The sequence below is a fragment of the Falsibacillus albus genome (assembly GCF_003668575.1).
GTDB lineage: Bacteria > Bacillota > Bacilli > Bacillales > DSM-25281 > Falsibacillus > Falsibacillus albus.
In genome coordinates this window covers 18,091-33,282 of record NZ_RCVZ01000015.1, presented here as the reverse complement: position 1 = coordinate 33,282, position 15,192 = coordinate 18,091, and the positions used below count along the sequence as shown (strand labels likewise).

Below are 15,192 nucleotides of genomic sequence, written 5' to 3'. Positions count from 1 at the left end.
TAATGCAGGTAATTCCATCCCCTATAAGAGAGGTTCTGGATGATTATATCGAACTTATTGGTGCAAGTTTGCCCACTCGTTTAGAAGGGCTTTATGTACATGGTTCGATTGCACTCGGAGCTTATGTAGAAGGCAAAAGCGATATTGACTTTATTGCAGTGACAAGTGAGCCGATAACGGAAAAAGATTTGCCGTTATTAAGTGGACTCCATTTAAGGATAAAGAAAATGTTCCCGTCTTTTGAACTGGATGGAGGGTATGTTACATGGGACGATTTAGCTGAGGATGATATTTATCAGAAGTCATTTGTCTATTATAATGACGGTGAAATGAAAAAAGGCACAGTGATAAATCCCGTCACCACCTGGTTTCTTCAAAAAAAGGCAGTCAATATTATCGGGCCGGGGATTCAGGAGCTGGAAATCGGATTAGATGATCGATTGTTGATTAGATATACTTTTGAGAACATCAATACGTATTGGGCAGACAGAATTCAATTTCTCGAATCCCAAGTGGATCGACTGGATCAATGGACGACTGAACAAATCGATTCAGAATTGGAATGGTCCATCCTTGGTATGCTTCGCCAATACTATACCCTGAAAGAAAAAGATATTATTTCAAAAGTTGAAGCAGGGGAATATGCATTGCGGCATCTGCCTGCTTTATGGCATCCGATTATCCAGGAAGCTATCAATATTCGAAGCGGGAATAAGGAAGAACTGTTTGGAACGCATGATGAACGGATTCAAACAGCCTTAAAATTCTTAAGATATTTACACAGTCACTTCAATCAATTGATGGAGGTAGAAGGCAGGCGTAAATAAAAAACCCCTTTGCGGTCTTTTCCGCAAAGGGATTTTTTATATATATTTATCGAATACCTTTCATGAGTCCCTGGATTTTTGGAGAGATCATGAAGAGGATCAAACTAAGGACGATGGCTGCACCGCCAATAGTTCCAAAATACATGATTTCATTTTCTGGTGTATAAAATTTAACAAGCTGTGCGTTCATTGCCTGCGCTGCTGCGTTCGATAAGAACCATAAGCTCATCGTCTGTGCAGAGAATGCCGCTGGGGCAAGCTTGGTCGTTGCAGAAAGCCCGACAGGTGATAAACATAGCTCCCCGATAACGGCGACCAGATAGCTAAGCACTAGCCATAAAGGATTGACAAGTCCATGCTCACCGCCAAGATAGCCCGGAAGCAGGATGACAATATAAGAAATGCCTGCAAATAATACGCCGAATGCAAATTTTTTCGGGATCGAAGGCTGGCGCTTTCCTAGTTTAACCCATAGCCAAGCGAATACCGGTGCCAACATGATGATAAACAAAGGGTTCAAGGATTGGAACCATGCTGGCGAAATGTGCAGGCCGCCAAAATCCAATTGGGTACGTTTGTCTGCATACGCAGCAAGAATGGTAGACCCTTGTTCCTGGATGGACCAGAACATGACGGATGCAAGGAATAGCGGGATATAAGCCAAAACGCGAGATCGTTCAGTGTCGTTCGTTTTGGAACTGAAATACATAACAAGGAAATAAATAGCTGGAATGACAAAACCGAGAATTCCGACAATTCCGACGAAACTATTCAATGTCAACAATCCACTTGGGATCGTCACTCCCAAAATGATGGCAAGAATGACAATGCCTCCGATGATCATAGACCAAACACGTTTCTTTTCAGCAGGTGCCAATGGATTGGACACATAAGTGCCGGCAAGACCTAGATTTTTCTTTTTTGTAAGAATAAAAACGACTAATCCAAGGAACATACCGATTGCAGCAATCGCAAAGCCCCAATGGAAGTTATAATCCATACCGACTGTTCCTACAATCAAGGGTGCCAGTAATCCACCAAGATTGATACCCATATAGAAAATACTGAAGCCTGAATCTCGGCGGTTATCTTCAGGGCTGTACATTTCCCCTACTACCGTGGATACGTTTGGTTTAAGCAATCCAGTACCGAGGACGATCAAGACCATTGATACGAAGAACATGGAAACACTGCCTGGAATAGCTAAAGCAATATGACCAAGCATAATGAGTATTCCACCATAGAAAACGGCTTTTGATGTACCGAAAAGTCTATCGGCCAGCCATCCTCCGATGATACCTGACATGTAGACCAAAGATCCATAAATCGACATAATGGATAATGCCGTATGTTCGGGGAGCCCCAAACCGCCTTTGGTTACCTTATAATACATATAATACAAGAGGATAGCCCTCATACCATAGTAAGAAAAGCGCTCCCAAAATTCTGTGAAGAAAAGTGTGAATAGTCCTTTAGGATGGCCGAAGAAGCCTTTTTGAGGGACGCTTTCCACAATTTTCTGTCTATTCACTGCTGACATACTAACTCCTCCTTAATATATCAATATATTACTTTCTTGTGTCGTAATTTGTCAAAACATTTTGTGTAAAAAACCTGTTGTATGTTTTTGGAATGTTAGAAATCCCTTATATTATGAGTAATTGGTACTGAAAAAATGTAAAAATAAAGAAAAAATCAGATGTTATTGAAACAAAGAAATATGTTAGAAATTTAATAAAAACATTTTTGTAATATATCTAATTAATAAGAAAATTACAAATATAATATTTACCTGAAATGAACGTTTTTAACCCATCTGAAATATAAAGAGAGGATTTGTGCTTGCCATATAGAACTAAATAGATTGTGTAAGAAAAAATTCAGGGGGTAAAAATGACAAATAGAATTCTGGAGAACAATAAGAAAAGCTGGGATGTCGTTGCACATCACTTTAACGGGGTCGATGCTTTGCCGAGCTATGGCCCTTTCACACAAACGGAAGAAGAATTGGGGATGTTTGGCGAAATAACTGGAAAAAAAGTTTTGGATATCGGGTGCGGCAGCGGGCATTCTCTTAAATATATGGAAGAGCATGGAGCGTCTGAATTATGGGGGATCGACCTTTCTCATTCTCAAATAAAAGAGGCAGAGAACACACTGAAGGGGCTGAATCCAAGATTATTCCAAGGGGCAATGGAGGAAGACGCAGGATTGCCGAAGAGCTACTTCGACTATGTTTATTCGATTTATGCAATCGGATGGACCACAGATTTAGCTGCGACCTTCAGGCTGATCCACTCGTATTTGAAGGATGGCGGCACCTTCATATTTAGCTGGGATCATCCTTTATATGCACATCTCCAAACAAGAAACGGTGAAATACACCTCAAAGGCAGCTATCAGCAGGAAGGTGTCGCAACGTTTGAGAAATTCAAAGGAGAAGATACTCAACTGACCTTACATACACGTAAATTCGCTACTTATATCAATGAGCTGATAAATGCTGGGTTTTCCATCGACCATGTTGTGGAAAGCCAGGTACCGGCCGCTTTGGCTGATATAGAGCCTGAAGTGTCAGACCGCTACTATTCTCTTTACAAAGCGCGTAAATTTCCAACGACCTTGATCATAAAGGCAACAAAGAGGCAGGGATAATCGTACAGGGAAATGGCGATGAATGGGAGCGAAGTCCTGTCCTTTTATGGAGTTGAAAATTATGATGCGATGCTAGAGTGCAGCAATTGACGCCTTTGATGCCCGTGAGTGAGGGAGAAGGGGGATATTGGTCACCAAAGTCGATGTTTAATGCCCGCAAACGAGGGGGAAAGATGAAATCGGTCAGCAAACCTGATGTTTGATTCCCGGAAATAAGGGTGAAAGGACAAACTGGTCACCAAACTCAGGTCACACCTTAATCTGGAGATAAATGATAGAAGAAACACCGAAAATCAACCATCTAGTTGATTTTCGGTGTTTTTTTGATGCAGAAAGCAAAACGGTTCCTTAAGCTTGGGAGTATTCTTTTCATCTTGTTTTGATGGCAAATCGACGTCTTTTCGCATATCGGCCACTTGTTTCAGACCTTCCAGCATACATTTTGCTGAAAGGATTGTGCACGTGAAAAAAATTACCGGAATGAATGTGATCCACGGGTATGACGTCCAAATGAAATCCCACCAATTACCGAGCTCACCCGCCCACTCGTTGGAAATAGGGACCATGGTGTTGTGTTGAAATAAATCCTGTTTAAATGTGACACCTCCCATGAATATTCCAAGAACGCCTAAATGAGAAATCAAAATCATGGTCTGGATCAGTTCACGCAGGCTGATGATGAAAAGCTGCGGCACAAGGAATGGTTTTACATGTTTAAGGATGAGATGCCAGCGGGTTGCACCAAGCGTCATCGAACACGAAATAAACTCTTGATCCATTATCAGCCTGACTTCATTGGAGATCAAAACTGACAATGAAGGGATCGCAATCACTGCCAGCACGATAATGAATATGAAGACACTCTCCCAAAAAGAATATGATATTTGTTTACTGATGATCCCGTCAAAGCAGATCCACTTAAGCAAGAGGAATGCAAGCAGGGTGATAGGAAAGTAGTTAACAGATTCAATGACAGCTTCAATCGGTTTTTTAAATTTATACAAATTAAAATGCATCAGGAACCCAAGCAGGGTGGAAGGGAGGACCCTCAGAATCGTAATGAGCACAGCCGCCCCGATCGTATATTTCGCTCCTACGATCATGACAAATAGAATATTCCTTCCAAAATTATCTGTCCCGAATGGAGGGTAATCCTTGGAATTGTATGGTGGCTTGATTGCCGACCCGCTCCTTTCAAATAATAGCCCAGAATGAGGGATCACGTCACCTTTAAAACAGTAATAGAGTACGCTTGTTAAAAACAAACCGGCAATAAAAATAAAACCTGTCAAGAACAACTTATTTGAGAATAGTTTCTTCAATTAAAACACCACCTTTTGACCTGTGAAAATATGAATGATGATATTCATGGATGCAAAAAACAAGAAGATAGGCAAGTAAAAAAGTGTAAGGCTAAACGCGATGATATTCGGTTCTGGATAAGTAATCATGAATGTCGTGATGCCATTGATGTTGAACAGTCTTTCAAAAATCACCATGTTTGACAATAAAAATAGTATGATCGATTTACCATGATTCAGGATGTTAGGAGCAATATTCCGGAGTAGATGTACAGACAATAAATAGGTGCGATGGAATCCTTTGCTCCTGACAAATTCGATATATGGCTTCGAAGCTTCAGCTGTCATCAAAAGGATGGAGATCTTGAACATTTGGATCGATGGAACAATGGATAAAACTAAAATGGGAAGGAAATACGGCCTGTCATCAAAGGTGCCTGCAACTGGGAAAATCAGCATGCCGGTTGATTTGAAATATTGGATGATAAAAAATTGAACGGCAACGATTGTAAATAGATCCGGGAGCGCTTCTAAAAACGATAGATGCCCCTTCAACACCCTTAATATTTTTTCGGGCAAAAGCATGGCAAAAAAACCAAGCATGATTCCTATCAATATAGATAGAAAAAAAGATGAAAGGAAAAGAATGATCGAATAGCGGTAAAACTCCCAAAAAGAAGGGAATATCGAATACTTGGCCATGTTTGCTGCTTGTACGACCAAATTATCTGGGTTGAAAAACGAAAATATGATGTGGCCAACACTATTCATATACACAAATAAATCGAGGTGGATTCCATTTCTGAATAACCCTGTGAACGCACTTAATAAAACAATTCCGATAATTACATAAATGAACTTTAGAAAAATTCCATAAGTAGTACGAAGCAATGTCATTCTCCTTTTACTTTATATATTGAACTGCAGGGAAGAGGCTCTTCCCATTCGGTAGGAAGTTCTCTATTAAATTCCATCTTTTTCCTTTATCAGTATATACCAATCTATGAAAGCTGTTAAGGAGTGGATGGGAAAGAACAAACGATTAATGTATGAAAATCGCAATGGTTTAGTGGAGAAGAAGGATATTTTAAATAATTGTCAAAAAGATAGTAGGATGCAAAAAAGAAGAGGCTGCTTCCAAAAAGATATCTAGATTGCCATGGAGAAACTGCTCTCGCTCTTTATGTAAGGATGTTTTCTAAAAGATTGTTGTTTTTATCAGATTTTCTTTAAAATTACTCATCATATGATGTTGATTGCAGCGGAATTCAATTTTTTAAAAACAATAATACCAAAAACTTTACAAAATTAGCGTGATTATTGGAGGGAAGAGTGGATGCCTAAACTATTTGTCATCAGACACGCGCAAGTCTGCATCGTCCCCTCGCTGCCTTCTCATCAATGGGAACTGTCTGAAGAAGGCGCAATCAGTGCAAGGAAGATAGCTTTGCAGACCGATTGGGAGGACGCATCAATCATTTATCACAGTCCTGAAAGGAAGGCAATGCAGACGGCTGCCGCCATCGGAATCGAAAAAACCCTTGTCCTGAGAGAGGAAGAGGATCTGAGGGAACTCGAAATGAATTCGGGGTTTCTGAAAAAAGAGGATTTTCAATCAAAAGTCGGGGAGTACCTGATGGGAAAAGGTGACCATGATTTTGAGGAATACTGGAGCGCACAGGAACGGATCGTAAATTGCGTGAAGAATTTAGTCGATCGCCACAAAGGCAGCTCGCTTGCCATTGTTTCACACGGGAGGATATTGACCGCGTTTTATAGCTTTTTATTAAGGAGAAGGCTTGGTGTGCAGGAGTGGCAGTCGATTAAAATGCCGGATATTTCAGTGATTGATCTGGAAACGTGGATGGTCATTGATGGCTTTTTGAAAGAATAATAGAAGGGGCGATGTAAATGGCATCAGTAAAAGAGGTATTAATGGGAGAATTATCGGCATGCCTTGATCAAACGGGCTGGTTTGCAACATTCGACCATACATTGGAAGGAGTAACGGCAGAACAAGCCAGGTGGCATGATGAAGGATTTGAAAACTCCATTTGGGAGATAATCAGACATTTGATCTTTTGGAATGAACGAAATTTATTGAAGTTTAAAGGAAGTGCACCACCTGAAACAGAATTCACCAATGAATCAACCTTTTTTAAAACTCAACTCGAAGACCATCATTCTCAAATGGATTGGGAGGACGATGTGAATAAGTTGAAAGGTCTCATAAATGAATGGAAGCTTGTCTTGGAGGATGCTCATGCAGCCAGGTTTGATGAAGAGCTTGCAGAGGATTATGCATGGTGGAAGCATATCGCCAACATGAATTTGCATAATGCCTACCATCTTGGACAAGTAGCCTATTTACGAAAAAGGCAGGGTGCTTGGAAACCTGTGGAATGGGATTGATATTTTGAAAAGTTGGAAAATTCAGGTGATTACCTCTTTACATTTGCCCTTCATTTCATTATGATATTGGTATATTGAAAAATTTACTAAAAAGGAGAGAGTAGGATCCCATGAATAGACCCGTTGTTTTTCAAATGGTTTTAGCTTGATAAGGGAGAAGTCTGCCCATTTTCAATAAAATCAATCGTAAAACAACGGACATTTCAGATCCTTGCCTCTTTTTATATTCGTCTTTGGGAGCCATGTGCAGGTTTTCCAGAAGAAAGGGCAGGTGCGTCTACCTGCCTTTTTGTATGCTTTTAATTGGCTTTGTGATAATATATTTAGTTTTTGATATGAGCAGAAGGTACGATATTCCAGCGAGATCGCACATCTCAAAGCAAGCATCCTTCAGCGGAATTCAAACTTTCACTTCCATCGATGAATGGAAGCAAGTCAAAAAAGCCTTTAGAAATAAATAGTTGGATTTGAAAGAACTGTCCTCCGTTTTACGGTTGGTGCTAAATATAATGCCAATGCGAAGGAGAGACAATCAATGAGTATAGTAAATGTCGAAAATGTCACCCATTTCTATGGAGATAAATTAGTGTTTAAAAATGTCAGCTTTCGATTACTGAACAATGAGCGTGTAGGTTTGGTAGGCCCGAATGGAGCAGGCAAATCAACGCTGCTTCAAGTTCTTTCCGGGGAGATCCTCCCTGATCACGGAGACGTGCAGTGGCTTCCCAATGTTAAGATCGGCTATTTGGAGCAGCATAATGATTTAACCGATGGAGTCAGCATTCGCACATTTTTGAGGAGTGCCTTTCAGCATCTTTACGAAGCAGAAAAGCGGATGCAACAGCTTTCTGTTGAAATGGGAAGCTGCGATGAAATGGAGCTTGAAAAGCTGTTGAAGCAATATGCGGATATACAAGAGCTTCTTGAGCAGCATGATTTTTATCAAATTGATCCGAAAATAGATGACATTTCATGTGGTCTGGGTATATCAGCATTCGGAATGGAGAAGGATGTCAGTGAACTAAGCGGAGGACAGCGGACAAAACTGCTCTTGGCAAAACTCCTTTTAGAAAAGCCTGCTGTGCTGCTGCTTGATGAGCCAACAAACTATCTGGATTTCGAACATATTAAATGGCTCGAGAATTATTTGAAAAACTATCCACATTCATTCATTCTGATATCTCACGATACGGCATTCATGAATGAAGTAGTCAATGTGGTCTATCATCTGGAACACAAGCAAATGACAAGATATATCGGAAATTATCAGAGGTTTGTAAAGACATATGATTTTCGAAAGCAGCAGACCTTGACAGCTTACAGCCGCCAGCAGCAGGAAATCGAGAAATTGGAGATGTATATCCAGAAAAATAAGGCGCGTGCTTCCACTTCCAAACAGGCGAAAGCCAGGGAAAAGAAACTGATGAAAATCGATCGCATAGAAAAGCCAGATTCGCTTCCACGTCCGCGATTTTCATTTCAGGTATCTCAACGTCCGGTCAGTAAGATTGCCGACGTCATTGATTTGGTTGTGGGCTATGACAAAGCGCTGTTGCCGCCACTTTCATTTGAATTGAATCGAGGAGAGAAAATAGCAATTACCGGACATAATGGGATCGGAAAATCAACGATGCTGAAGACGATCATGGGCGAATTGAAGCCCATGAATGGAACCATTTCATTTGGGGACCGTGTTCAACCCGCTTATTTTGCTCAAGAATGGAATACAAGATCGAATCAGTCGCCACTGGAATATATATGGTCGCTTCATGACAGAATGACACAGAAGGAAGTTCGCCAGGCTTTGGCGAGATGCGGTTTGAAATCAGAGCACATCTTTCAAGCACTTCATTCATTGAGTGGGGGGGAGCAGACGAGGGTGCGCCTTTGCCAGCTCATTTTAGAGGAAAGCAATTGGCTAATCCTTGATGAACCGACGAACCATCTTGATATTCAAGCAAAGCAAGCACTTTCTGAGGCAATCCATGAATATGATGGGACCGTTATCGTTGTCTCCCATGAACCTGAATTTTATCGTGATTGGGTAACACAAGTGTGGGATTTGGAGCAGTGGAGAAAATAAAAAAAGATATGATGAAATCAATGGGAAGCTCATGGAGGAGGAAGAGCTTCCTTTTGAATGTGATGATTACCATTGTCATTTTTCTTCAAAAAACTTGATCGTCGATGTACCTAATTCCTGATTCTCAGAGACGAGCTGCGCTTCGATCATCCCGTTTTGAATGGCTGAGATCAGCTTTTCTTTCGGGATGTGATATTTTTTTAATTTAAAGGTCTGGCCTATGTATTGGGTTTCATTACCGTCCATTTTAAACGCTGCACCGCCTGTATGAACAGGCTGGCCAATCACCATTTGATCCTTACCCAAGATCGCTGCAAAGGATGGGTCTGAAGTTTTGAGCATTACTTTAAACGGTTTGGAAGTACGGAAAGAATTGTTCTTGACTCGTACATTTATGGAGAGAAGTGAATCACTGATTACAATTTTTGATTCGTTTGGTAAAATATCGAGTGGATGCATCGACCGATTCATGGTGATGGAAAAGCCGAGCAGAATAATGGCGCTTAAAATGATGACGCTTAATGCCTTTTTCAACAAAATCCCCCCATGGTGAAAGTTTATACTAAATAAATAGACGAATGAAAAAGGAAAATGTTTCAAAAAAATCATAATGATGAGGAGAATGACATGTACAAAAAAATTGGGATGTTTTTTTGCTTCATGATCCTGGTCACGGGTATGACGGCCAAAGCTGAAGATTATAAGAGCATCGATCTGAAAAATGGCGAGACGGCAAAAGTCTACTTGGAAGTATATGGACCTGGTGATTATCGATATGACGTCGAATTGCAAAATGGCAAAAGATATTTCGTTCAGCATGTAGGAAGGAACACGACAAATGGTGGAGTAAAGGGCATCACTGATCAAGAAAAGAAGATGGCCGAGAAGGCGATTGACCTGTATGAAAAGGAATATGGCCCACCTAAGACAGACATTCAAAATTCCGGCAAAAACCCAATTGGCTTCCTTGTTAGTTTTCTTGGACTTTTCTTCATAATGGCCCCACGACTTGCCTGGTACCTTGAAACCGCATGGAAAAAGGAAAGGAGCACAGCGAGTTCCCGTGTCATTAAAACCAATAGGATTGCTGGGGTTATTTTATTCATAATCGGAATTTTGATTATATATTAGACTACAAATTCCTCAAACAGATATGTTAATATAACGATAGGAATGGACAGCCGATGCCTGGCATCCATCAATATATTATTATCAAGGGAGCTTACCGATGGAAAAAACACTTATTTTTGGACACAAAAACCCAGACACAGATACGATTTGTTCTGCAATTGCTTATGCAGATCTGAAAACGCAATTAGGAATGGACGTTGAGCCTGTCCGTCTTGGTCAAATCAACAGTGAAACACAATTTGCATTGGATCAATTCAATGCAGAGGTTCCCCGCTTGATTGAAACGGCTGCCAACGAAGTGAACAGTGTCATTTTGGTCGACCACAATGAACGCCAGCAGAGCGTCAGCGATATCGATCAAGTGCGCGTAATCGAAGTGATTGACCATCATCGCATTGCAAACTTTGAAACAAGCGATCCATTGTATTATCGTGCAGAACCAGTTGGCTGTACTGCCACTATCTTGAATAAAATGTACAAAGAAAATGGTCTTTCGATTAAAAAGGAAATTGCAGGATTAATGTTATCTGCAATCATTTCCGACTCTTTATTATTCAAATCACCGACATGCACGGAGCAAGATGTGGAAGCGGCACGCGAACTTGCACAAATTGCAGGTGTAGATGCAGACAGCTATGGATTGGAAATGCTTAAAGCGGGTGCAGACCTTAGTGGCAAAACTGCTGCCGACTTAATCAGCCTTGACGCGAAAGAATTCAAAATGGGCGGGGCTAAAGTGGAAATCGCGCAGGTGAATGCAGTCGATATAGCGGATGTCCTTTCAAGGAAAGCAGACGTTGAAACTGCAGTAAATGAAGTTATCGAAGAAAAAGGATTAGATCTATTCCTATTCGTCATAACGGATATTTTGACAAACGACTCCATTGCAGTCGCATTGGGGAACAAAGCTGCAATCGTAGAAGATGCATACAATGTCAAGCTTGAAGACAATGTCGCTCTGTTGAAAGGTGTAGTTTCCCGTAAAAAACAAATTGTTCCGATTCTAACGGAATCCTTCGATCGTCAGTAAGCAGGAGTGATTCATCATTAAAAATAAGAATACAGGTTCTAAAATCAGGATGGGAATATTGATCATTGCGGTCTTGGGCATCGTATATGCCGTAATTTCCATGATCAGCGGCTTCCGTTCAACAGGCTCCATCGATAAAAAAGACTCTGTTTTGCTCATATGTATGGGTGCCCTGCTTGCAGAGCTGTTGATTTACCGCTTAAAGAACCGAAGCTAATAAAGTTGTAAGAAGCGAGGCTGGGACAAAATTATTTTAGTCGAAAAAAAACCCGAACATCCGAAATCTTTCCATAGACTTCGGATTCTTTCGGGTTTTTCATATTAAAGCATGTTTGTTGTTATTAGCATAATCCAGGTGTTGATTGGAGTGCAAGACGAAGACTCCGGTGGGATTCGTGGGACAGTTGAAAAGCGGCGGGGCTTTACCTAGGGGCGACAAGCATAAGTCGAATCTGATGGAAAGGCGTCCTTTGCCTTTTTGATAGAAACGGCTTATGGCCTCGAGCCCCTAAGCCCCAGGCTCACCACCCGCCCCGCGGAAAGCGAAGTCTTGCACGGAAATCAACAGCGGCGTCATGACGGATTCTTAATTCGAATTTTGTTCGCCTTTAGAGTGAAGTGATTTAGTTTTGACCCATCCTCTTCTTATTTTTGTCCTTCTCTCATTAAACTTATATAATATTAGGAAGGATAGGAGGAAAATCATGAGCGTTGCAGTTGAAAGTACGATCTTATTAATGGCTATTTTATTGATAGTTGGAGTATTCACCGCCAAGTTTTCTTCCAGGCTCGGACTTCCTGCTCTTGTATTGTTCATCGTCCTCGGGATGCTCCTGAACCGGTACATATATTTCGATAATGCTATTTTGACGCAGTTCATCGGGACGCTTGCCTTGATCATCATACTATTTGAGGGCGGGATGAAGACAAATGCACAACACGTAAAGAAGGTTTATAAACCGGCACTTTCACTTGCAACCTTAGGAGTTTTGACTACAGCGGCAGTGATTGGGACTGCTGCGAAATACATATTAAATGTCAGTTGGCTGGAAGGGTTTTTATTCGGAGCGATCGTCGGATCTACCGATGCAGCGGCTGTTTTTGCTGTTTTGGGGAATAAGAACATAAAAACGAAGCTGACCGCTACTTTGGAAGCTGAGTCAGGTACGAATGATCCGATGGCTATTTTCCTGACAGTATCCGTACTTGAAATTATTCAATTGCCCGATACGTCGATTTTCAGCTTAATTCTAAACTTTATATGGGAAATGGCAGCGGGCTTGATACTTGGTTATTTGCTTGGAAAAATATCGGTATGGGTCATAAATAAAATCAGCCTCGATTCTTCAGGTCTATATCCTGTCCTCTCGATTGCGCTTGCCGTTTTGACATTTGGTGCCACGACTCTTTTCCATGCCAGCGGGTTTCTTTCTGTTTACATCATGGCACTGATAGTTGGAAATTCGGATTTGACCTATCGCCATTCCATTCTGCGCTTTAACGAAGGGTTTGCATGGATGAGCCAGATCATCATGTTCATTCTAATGGGCTTGCTGGTCTTTCCAAATCAACTCACACATATCTTTTGGCAAGGGATTGTCCTCTCACTCTTATTGATTTTAGCCGCGCGTCCGATTGGGGTAACGATCAGTTTGTTGCTTGCTAAATACAATTTTAACGAGCAAATTTTCATATCTTGGGCAGGATTGAAAGGTGCTGTCCCAATCGTGATTGCAACCTACCCGTTAGTGGCAGGAATTGAAAATGGGGTCCTGCTTTTTAACGTTGTTTTCTTCGTGGTCCTGTCTTCAGCCTTGATTCAGGGAGCTACAATATCACCCCTGGCATCTGCACTCAATTTATCAGGAAAAGAAAAAACTGAAGTGCCTCACAGTCTTGAACTCATATCGATCGGCAAGACCAACCATGAAATGATTGAAGTGCAAATACTTGAGGATGCGCTCATTGCCGGGAGGGAGATCAAAAACATAACTCTTCCTGATCATACTTTGATAACCGCCGTCGTCCGAAAGGATCGTTTGATTACACCTGTGGGCGATACGAAGCTTGAGCCTAAAGATACTTTATATGTTTTGGTGAAGAAATCTCTGCGGGAAGAGGTAAAACAAGCCATTCAACGGAGAGATAAAGAGAATAAGCAATTGGGAGGGGAAAATGATGAGAAATCAAAGTGGTATAAAAAATCTTAGACATATCAAGAGCGAAGATTATTTCAAGATTTCACCGGTTATCAAGTCATGGTGGGGTGGCAGGGATCTTTCCCATCTGCTTCCGAAAGTGTTTTTTCAGCACTTTCAAAATACCAGCTATGTGATTGAATGCGAGGGGGAGATCGTTGGGTTCTTAATTGGTTTTTACTCACAAACGGATGAGACGGAGGCATATATTCATTTTGTCGGAGTGCATCCGGAGTTTCGCCGAAAACAGATTGGGAAGGAGCTTTATGAAACCTTCTTTGAGAAAGCCAAAAAGCAAGGCAGAAAGAAGGTATGCTGTGTAACCTCCCCAGTCAATCAAACATCAATTGCTTTCCATACAAAAATGGGTTTTAAAATAGTACCGGGGGATAGGAAATGCGATGGTGTGCATGTGTTCAATGAATATGATGGTCCTGGCGAGGACCGGGTTTTATTTGAGAAGGATTTCCATAATGATTTGGATCAAAATGATGGAATGATGATGAAAAACGGTCAAAAAGCCAAATTCCGCCATTATGTGGAATCCGATTTCCCATATATTCAAGCACTCAATGAACAAGAAGGCTGGATGAATTTAGTGAAAATGGACGATCAAACCAAGAAGGCTTGGCAGCATTCCCAGGTGAAGCTGGTCGCCGTTTCAGAAGGGAATGTGGTCGGGTATGTCCGTGGCCTTACAGATGGAAACATTAGTCTATATATTTGTGAGCTGATCATCGATCGGAATTATCGGGGACAAGGCATCGCAGGGAAATTATTAAGTTACGCCCACAGCCTATATCCTTCCACACGAATGGAACTTCTCGGATCAAGCAGCTCGCATTCATACTATGAACAATTAAATTTCCGGCCGTTTTATGGATTCCGAAAAACCATTGATGAATAAAAAAGGGATGGACCAAGGTGCCATCCCTTTTTTATTTGATAGATCTTGTCAGAAATCGACCGCGGTTATGTTTCCGAAATGCCTCGGGTTTTCATAAAAGGTAATCAGCACTCCACTCGGATCGACGATTGAAAATTCCTTCAATCCGTATTCTTTCAGTTCGATTTTGTTGGCATTTGGGTGCAAGAAATCTTTATCTTTGAGGATACGATAGAGCTTTTCGATCTTGGAGGTCTGTAGGCGGATGACGGTCCATTCTGCAAGCTGTTTTGAGAGTGCTTGATCTTCCGTTTTGTAGAGGTGTAGTTCGACATCGTCCCGGCAAAGGCCGGTGTATCCGGAGTCTTCGTCTTGAAATATTTTGGTGAAGCCCAATTCCTTTACATAGAAGGCTATCGTTTCATCAAGATGGAGGGCAGGAATCAATGGCACGATATTTCCGAATGAAAAGCTTTGTTTCATCTGAGAACATCTCCTTCTTGTATTATTACTACTTTTTTTATTCTCCTTAAAGATTCACTTTCCTTTTATTATGACACTGATTTTTTTAATCACAAATATTTTTTTCAACTTCATTTGATGTATTAATTTAGAAAATTTAATAAAAAAAGGAACTTTTTTGAAAAAGGTCTTCTCATTTGGAATGAT

15 protein-coding genes and 1 pseudogene are annotated in these 15,192 nt (G+C 41.1%); 11 read left to right on the top strand and 5 right to left on the bottom strand.

All coding sequences use genetic code 11. The annotated features are described in order from the left end of the window. Window positions 1-2 precede the first annotated feature (2 nt). The gene (locus D9X91_RS17805; protein ID WP_158598360.1) at window positions 3-827 is read left to right on the top strand and encodes an aminoglycoside adenylyltransferase domain-containing protein; all 825 of its coding nucleotides are present in this window, start codon (window positions 3-5) and stop codon (window positions 825-827) included. A gap of 46 nt (window positions 828-873) precedes the next feature. On the opposite strand, the gene D9X91_RS17800 is transcribed toward D9X91_RS17805, so the two are convergent. Continuing rightward, entirely contained in the window at window positions 874-2,367 is a 1,494-nt protein-coding gene (locus D9X91_RS17800) for a peptide MFS transporter (RefSeq protein WP_121682009.1), read from the bottom strand. A 353-nt stretch (window positions 2,368-2,720) separates the two neighbouring features. Here D9X91_RS17800 and D9X91_RS17795 point away from each other — a divergent pair, with 353 nt between their 5' ends. Next, window positions 2,721-3,482, top strand: a complete 762-nt coding sequence (locus tag D9X91_RS17795) for a class I SAM-dependent methyltransferase (RefSeq protein WP_121682008.1) — start codon at window positions 2,721-2,723, stop codon at window positions 3,480-3,482. Window positions 3,483-3,775: 293 nt separating this feature from the next. On the opposite strand, the gene D9X91_RS17790 is transcribed toward D9X91_RS17795, so the two are convergent. Further along, window positions 3,776-4,804 carry an ABC transporter permease gene (locus tag D9X91_RS17790; protein WP_121682007.1) on the bottom strand — a complete coding sequence of 343 codons (1,029 nt, stop codon included), beginning with the start codon at window positions 4,802-4,804 and terminating at the stop codon, window positions 3,776-3,778. Next, entirely contained in the window at window positions 4,805-5,674 is an 870-nt protein-coding gene (locus D9X91_RS17785) for an ABC transporter permease subunit (protein ID WP_121682006.1), read from the bottom strand. A gap of 445 nt (window positions 5,675-6,119) precedes the next feature. On the opposite strand from D9X91_RS17785, the gene D9X91_RS17780 reads away from it, so the two are divergent. The 3 genes from D9X91_RS17780 to D9X91_RS17770 all read left to right on the top strand — a co-directional run bounded on the left by D9X91_RS17780 (window position 6,120) and on the right by D9X91_RS17770 (window position 9,278). Beyond that, the gene (locus D9X91_RS17780; protein WP_121682005.1) at window positions 6,120-6,677 is read left to right on the top strand and encodes a histidine phosphatase family protein; all 558 of its coding nucleotides are present in this window, start codon (window positions 6,120-6,122) and stop codon (window positions 6,675-6,677) included. A gap of 17 nt (window positions 6,678-6,694) precedes the next feature. Next, on the top strand, window positions 6,695-7,195 hold the full coding sequence (locus D9X91_RS17775) for a DinB family protein (protein WP_121682004.1): 501 nt from the start codon (window positions 6,695-6,697) through the stop codon (window positions 7,193-7,195). Between the two features lie 535 nt (window positions 7,196-7,730). After that, complete coding sequence (locus tag D9X91_RS17770; RefSeq protein ID WP_121682003.1) at window positions 7,731-9,278, top strand: ABC-F family ATP-binding cassette domain-containing protein; 1,548 nt, start codon at window positions 7,731-7,733, stop codon at window positions 9,276-9,278. Window positions 9,279-9,353: 75 nt separating this feature from the next. On the opposite strand, the gene D9X91_RS17765 is transcribed toward D9X91_RS17770, so the two are convergent. Beyond that, window positions 9,354-9,812, bottom strand: coding sequence for a hypothetical protein (locus D9X91_RS17765; RefSeq protein WP_121682002.1), 459 nt, complete (start codon window positions 9,810-9,812; stop codon window positions 9,354-9,356). Between the two features lie 93 nt (window positions 9,813-9,905). Here D9X91_RS17765 and D9X91_RS17760 point away from each other — a divergent pair, with 93 nt between their 5' ends. The 6 genes and pseudogenes from D9X91_RS17760 (at window position 9,906) to D9X91_RS22940 (ending at window position 14,544) form a co-directional block, all read left to right on the top strand. Beyond that, window positions 9,906-10,409, top strand: a complete 504-nt coding sequence (locus D9X91_RS17760) for a DUF6199 family natural product biosynthesis protein (RefSeq protein WP_121682001.1) — start codon at window positions 9,906-9,908, stop codon at window positions 10,407-10,409. A 97-nt stretch (window positions 10,410-10,506) separates the two neighbouring features. Further along, the gene (locus D9X91_RS17755) at window positions 10,507-11,439 is read left to right on the top strand and encodes a manganese-dependent inorganic pyrophosphatase (RefSeq protein WP_121682000.1); all 933 of its coding nucleotides are present in this window, start codon (window positions 10,507-10,509) and stop codon (window positions 11,437-11,439) included. A 58-nt stretch (window positions 11,440-11,497) separates the two neighbouring features. Beyond that, window positions 11,498-11,656, top strand: coding sequence for a hypothetical protein (locus tag D9X91_RS22595; protein WP_158598359.1), 159 nt, complete (start codon window positions 11,498-11,500; stop codon window positions 11,654-11,656). A gap of 487 nt (window positions 11,657-12,143) precedes the next feature. Beyond that, window positions 12,144-13,649 (top strand): potassium/proton antiporter, encoded by a 1,506-nt coding sequence (locus tag D9X91_RS17750; RefSeq protein ID WP_121681999.1) that lies wholly within the window; start codon window positions 12,144-12,146, stop codon window positions 13,647-13,649. After that, window positions 13,618-14,100, top strand: a pseudogene (locus D9X91_RS22945) (N-acetyltransferase family protein); the annotation flags it as partial. The gene D9X91_RS17750 and the pseudogene D9X91_RS22945, both read left to right, overlap by 32 nt. Before the next feature lie 33 nt (window positions 14,101-14,133). Beyond that, window positions 14,134-14,544 (top strand): GNAT family N-acetyltransferase, encoded by a 411-nt coding sequence (locus D9X91_RS22940; RefSeq protein WP_325050537.1) that lies wholly within the window; start codon window positions 14,134-14,136, stop codon window positions 14,542-14,544. A 48-nt stretch (window positions 14,545-14,592) separates the two neighbouring features. Here the strand turns inward: D9X91_RS22940 and D9X91_RS17740 are convergent, their stop codons facing one another. After that, window positions 14,593-15,006, bottom strand: a complete 414-nt coding sequence (locus D9X91_RS17740) for a VOC family protein (protein ID WP_121681997.1) — start codon at window positions 15,004-15,006, stop codon at window positions 14,593-14,595. Window positions 15,007-15,192 lie beyond the last annotated feature (186 nt).

Bases quoted from the DNA above. Each gene is read 5' to 3' on its own strand.
- D9X91_RS17805 (WP_158598360.1), top strand. From the start codon at position 3: ATGCAGGTAATTCCATCCCCTATAAGAGAGGTTCTGGATGATTATATC.
- D9X91_RS17800 (WP_121682009.1), bottom strand. From the start codon at position 2,367: ATGTCAGCAGTGAATAGACAGAAAATTGTGGAAAGCGTCCCTCAAAAA.
- D9X91_RS17795 (WP_121682008.1), top strand. From the start codon at position 2,721: ATGACAAATAGAATTCTGGAGAACAATAAGAAAAGCTGGGATGTCGTT.
- D9X91_RS17780 (WP_121682005.1), top strand. From the start codon at position 6,120: ATGCCTAAACTATTTGTCATCAGACACGCGCAAGTCTGCATCGTCCCC.
- D9X91_RS17775 (WP_121682004.1), top strand. From the start codon at position 6,695: ATGGCATCAGTAAAAGAGGTATTAATGGGAGAATTATCGGCATGCCTT.
- D9X91_RS17770 (WP_121682003.1), top strand. From the start codon at position 7,731: ATGAGTATAGTAAATGTCGAAAATGTCACCCATTTCTATGGAGATAAA.
- D9X91_RS17760 (WP_121682001.1), top strand. From the start codon at position 9,906: ATGTACAAAAAAATTGGGATGTTTTTTTGCTTCATGATCCTGGTCACG.
- D9X91_RS17755 (WP_121682000.1), top strand. From the start codon at position 10,507: ATGGAAAAAACACTTATTTTTGGACACAAAAACCCAGACACAGATACG.
- D9X91_RS17750 (WP_121681999.1), top strand. From the start codon at position 12,144: ATGAGCGTTGCAGTTGAAAGTACGATCTTATTAATGGCTATTTTATTG.
- D9X91_RS22940 (WP_325050537.1), top strand. From the start codon at position 14,134: ATGATGATGAAAAACGGTCAAAAAGCCAAATTCCGCCATTATGTGGAA.
- D9X91_RS17740 (WP_121681997.1), bottom strand. From the start codon at position 15,006: ATGAAACAAAGCTTTTCATTCGGAAATATCGTGCCATTGATTCCTGCC.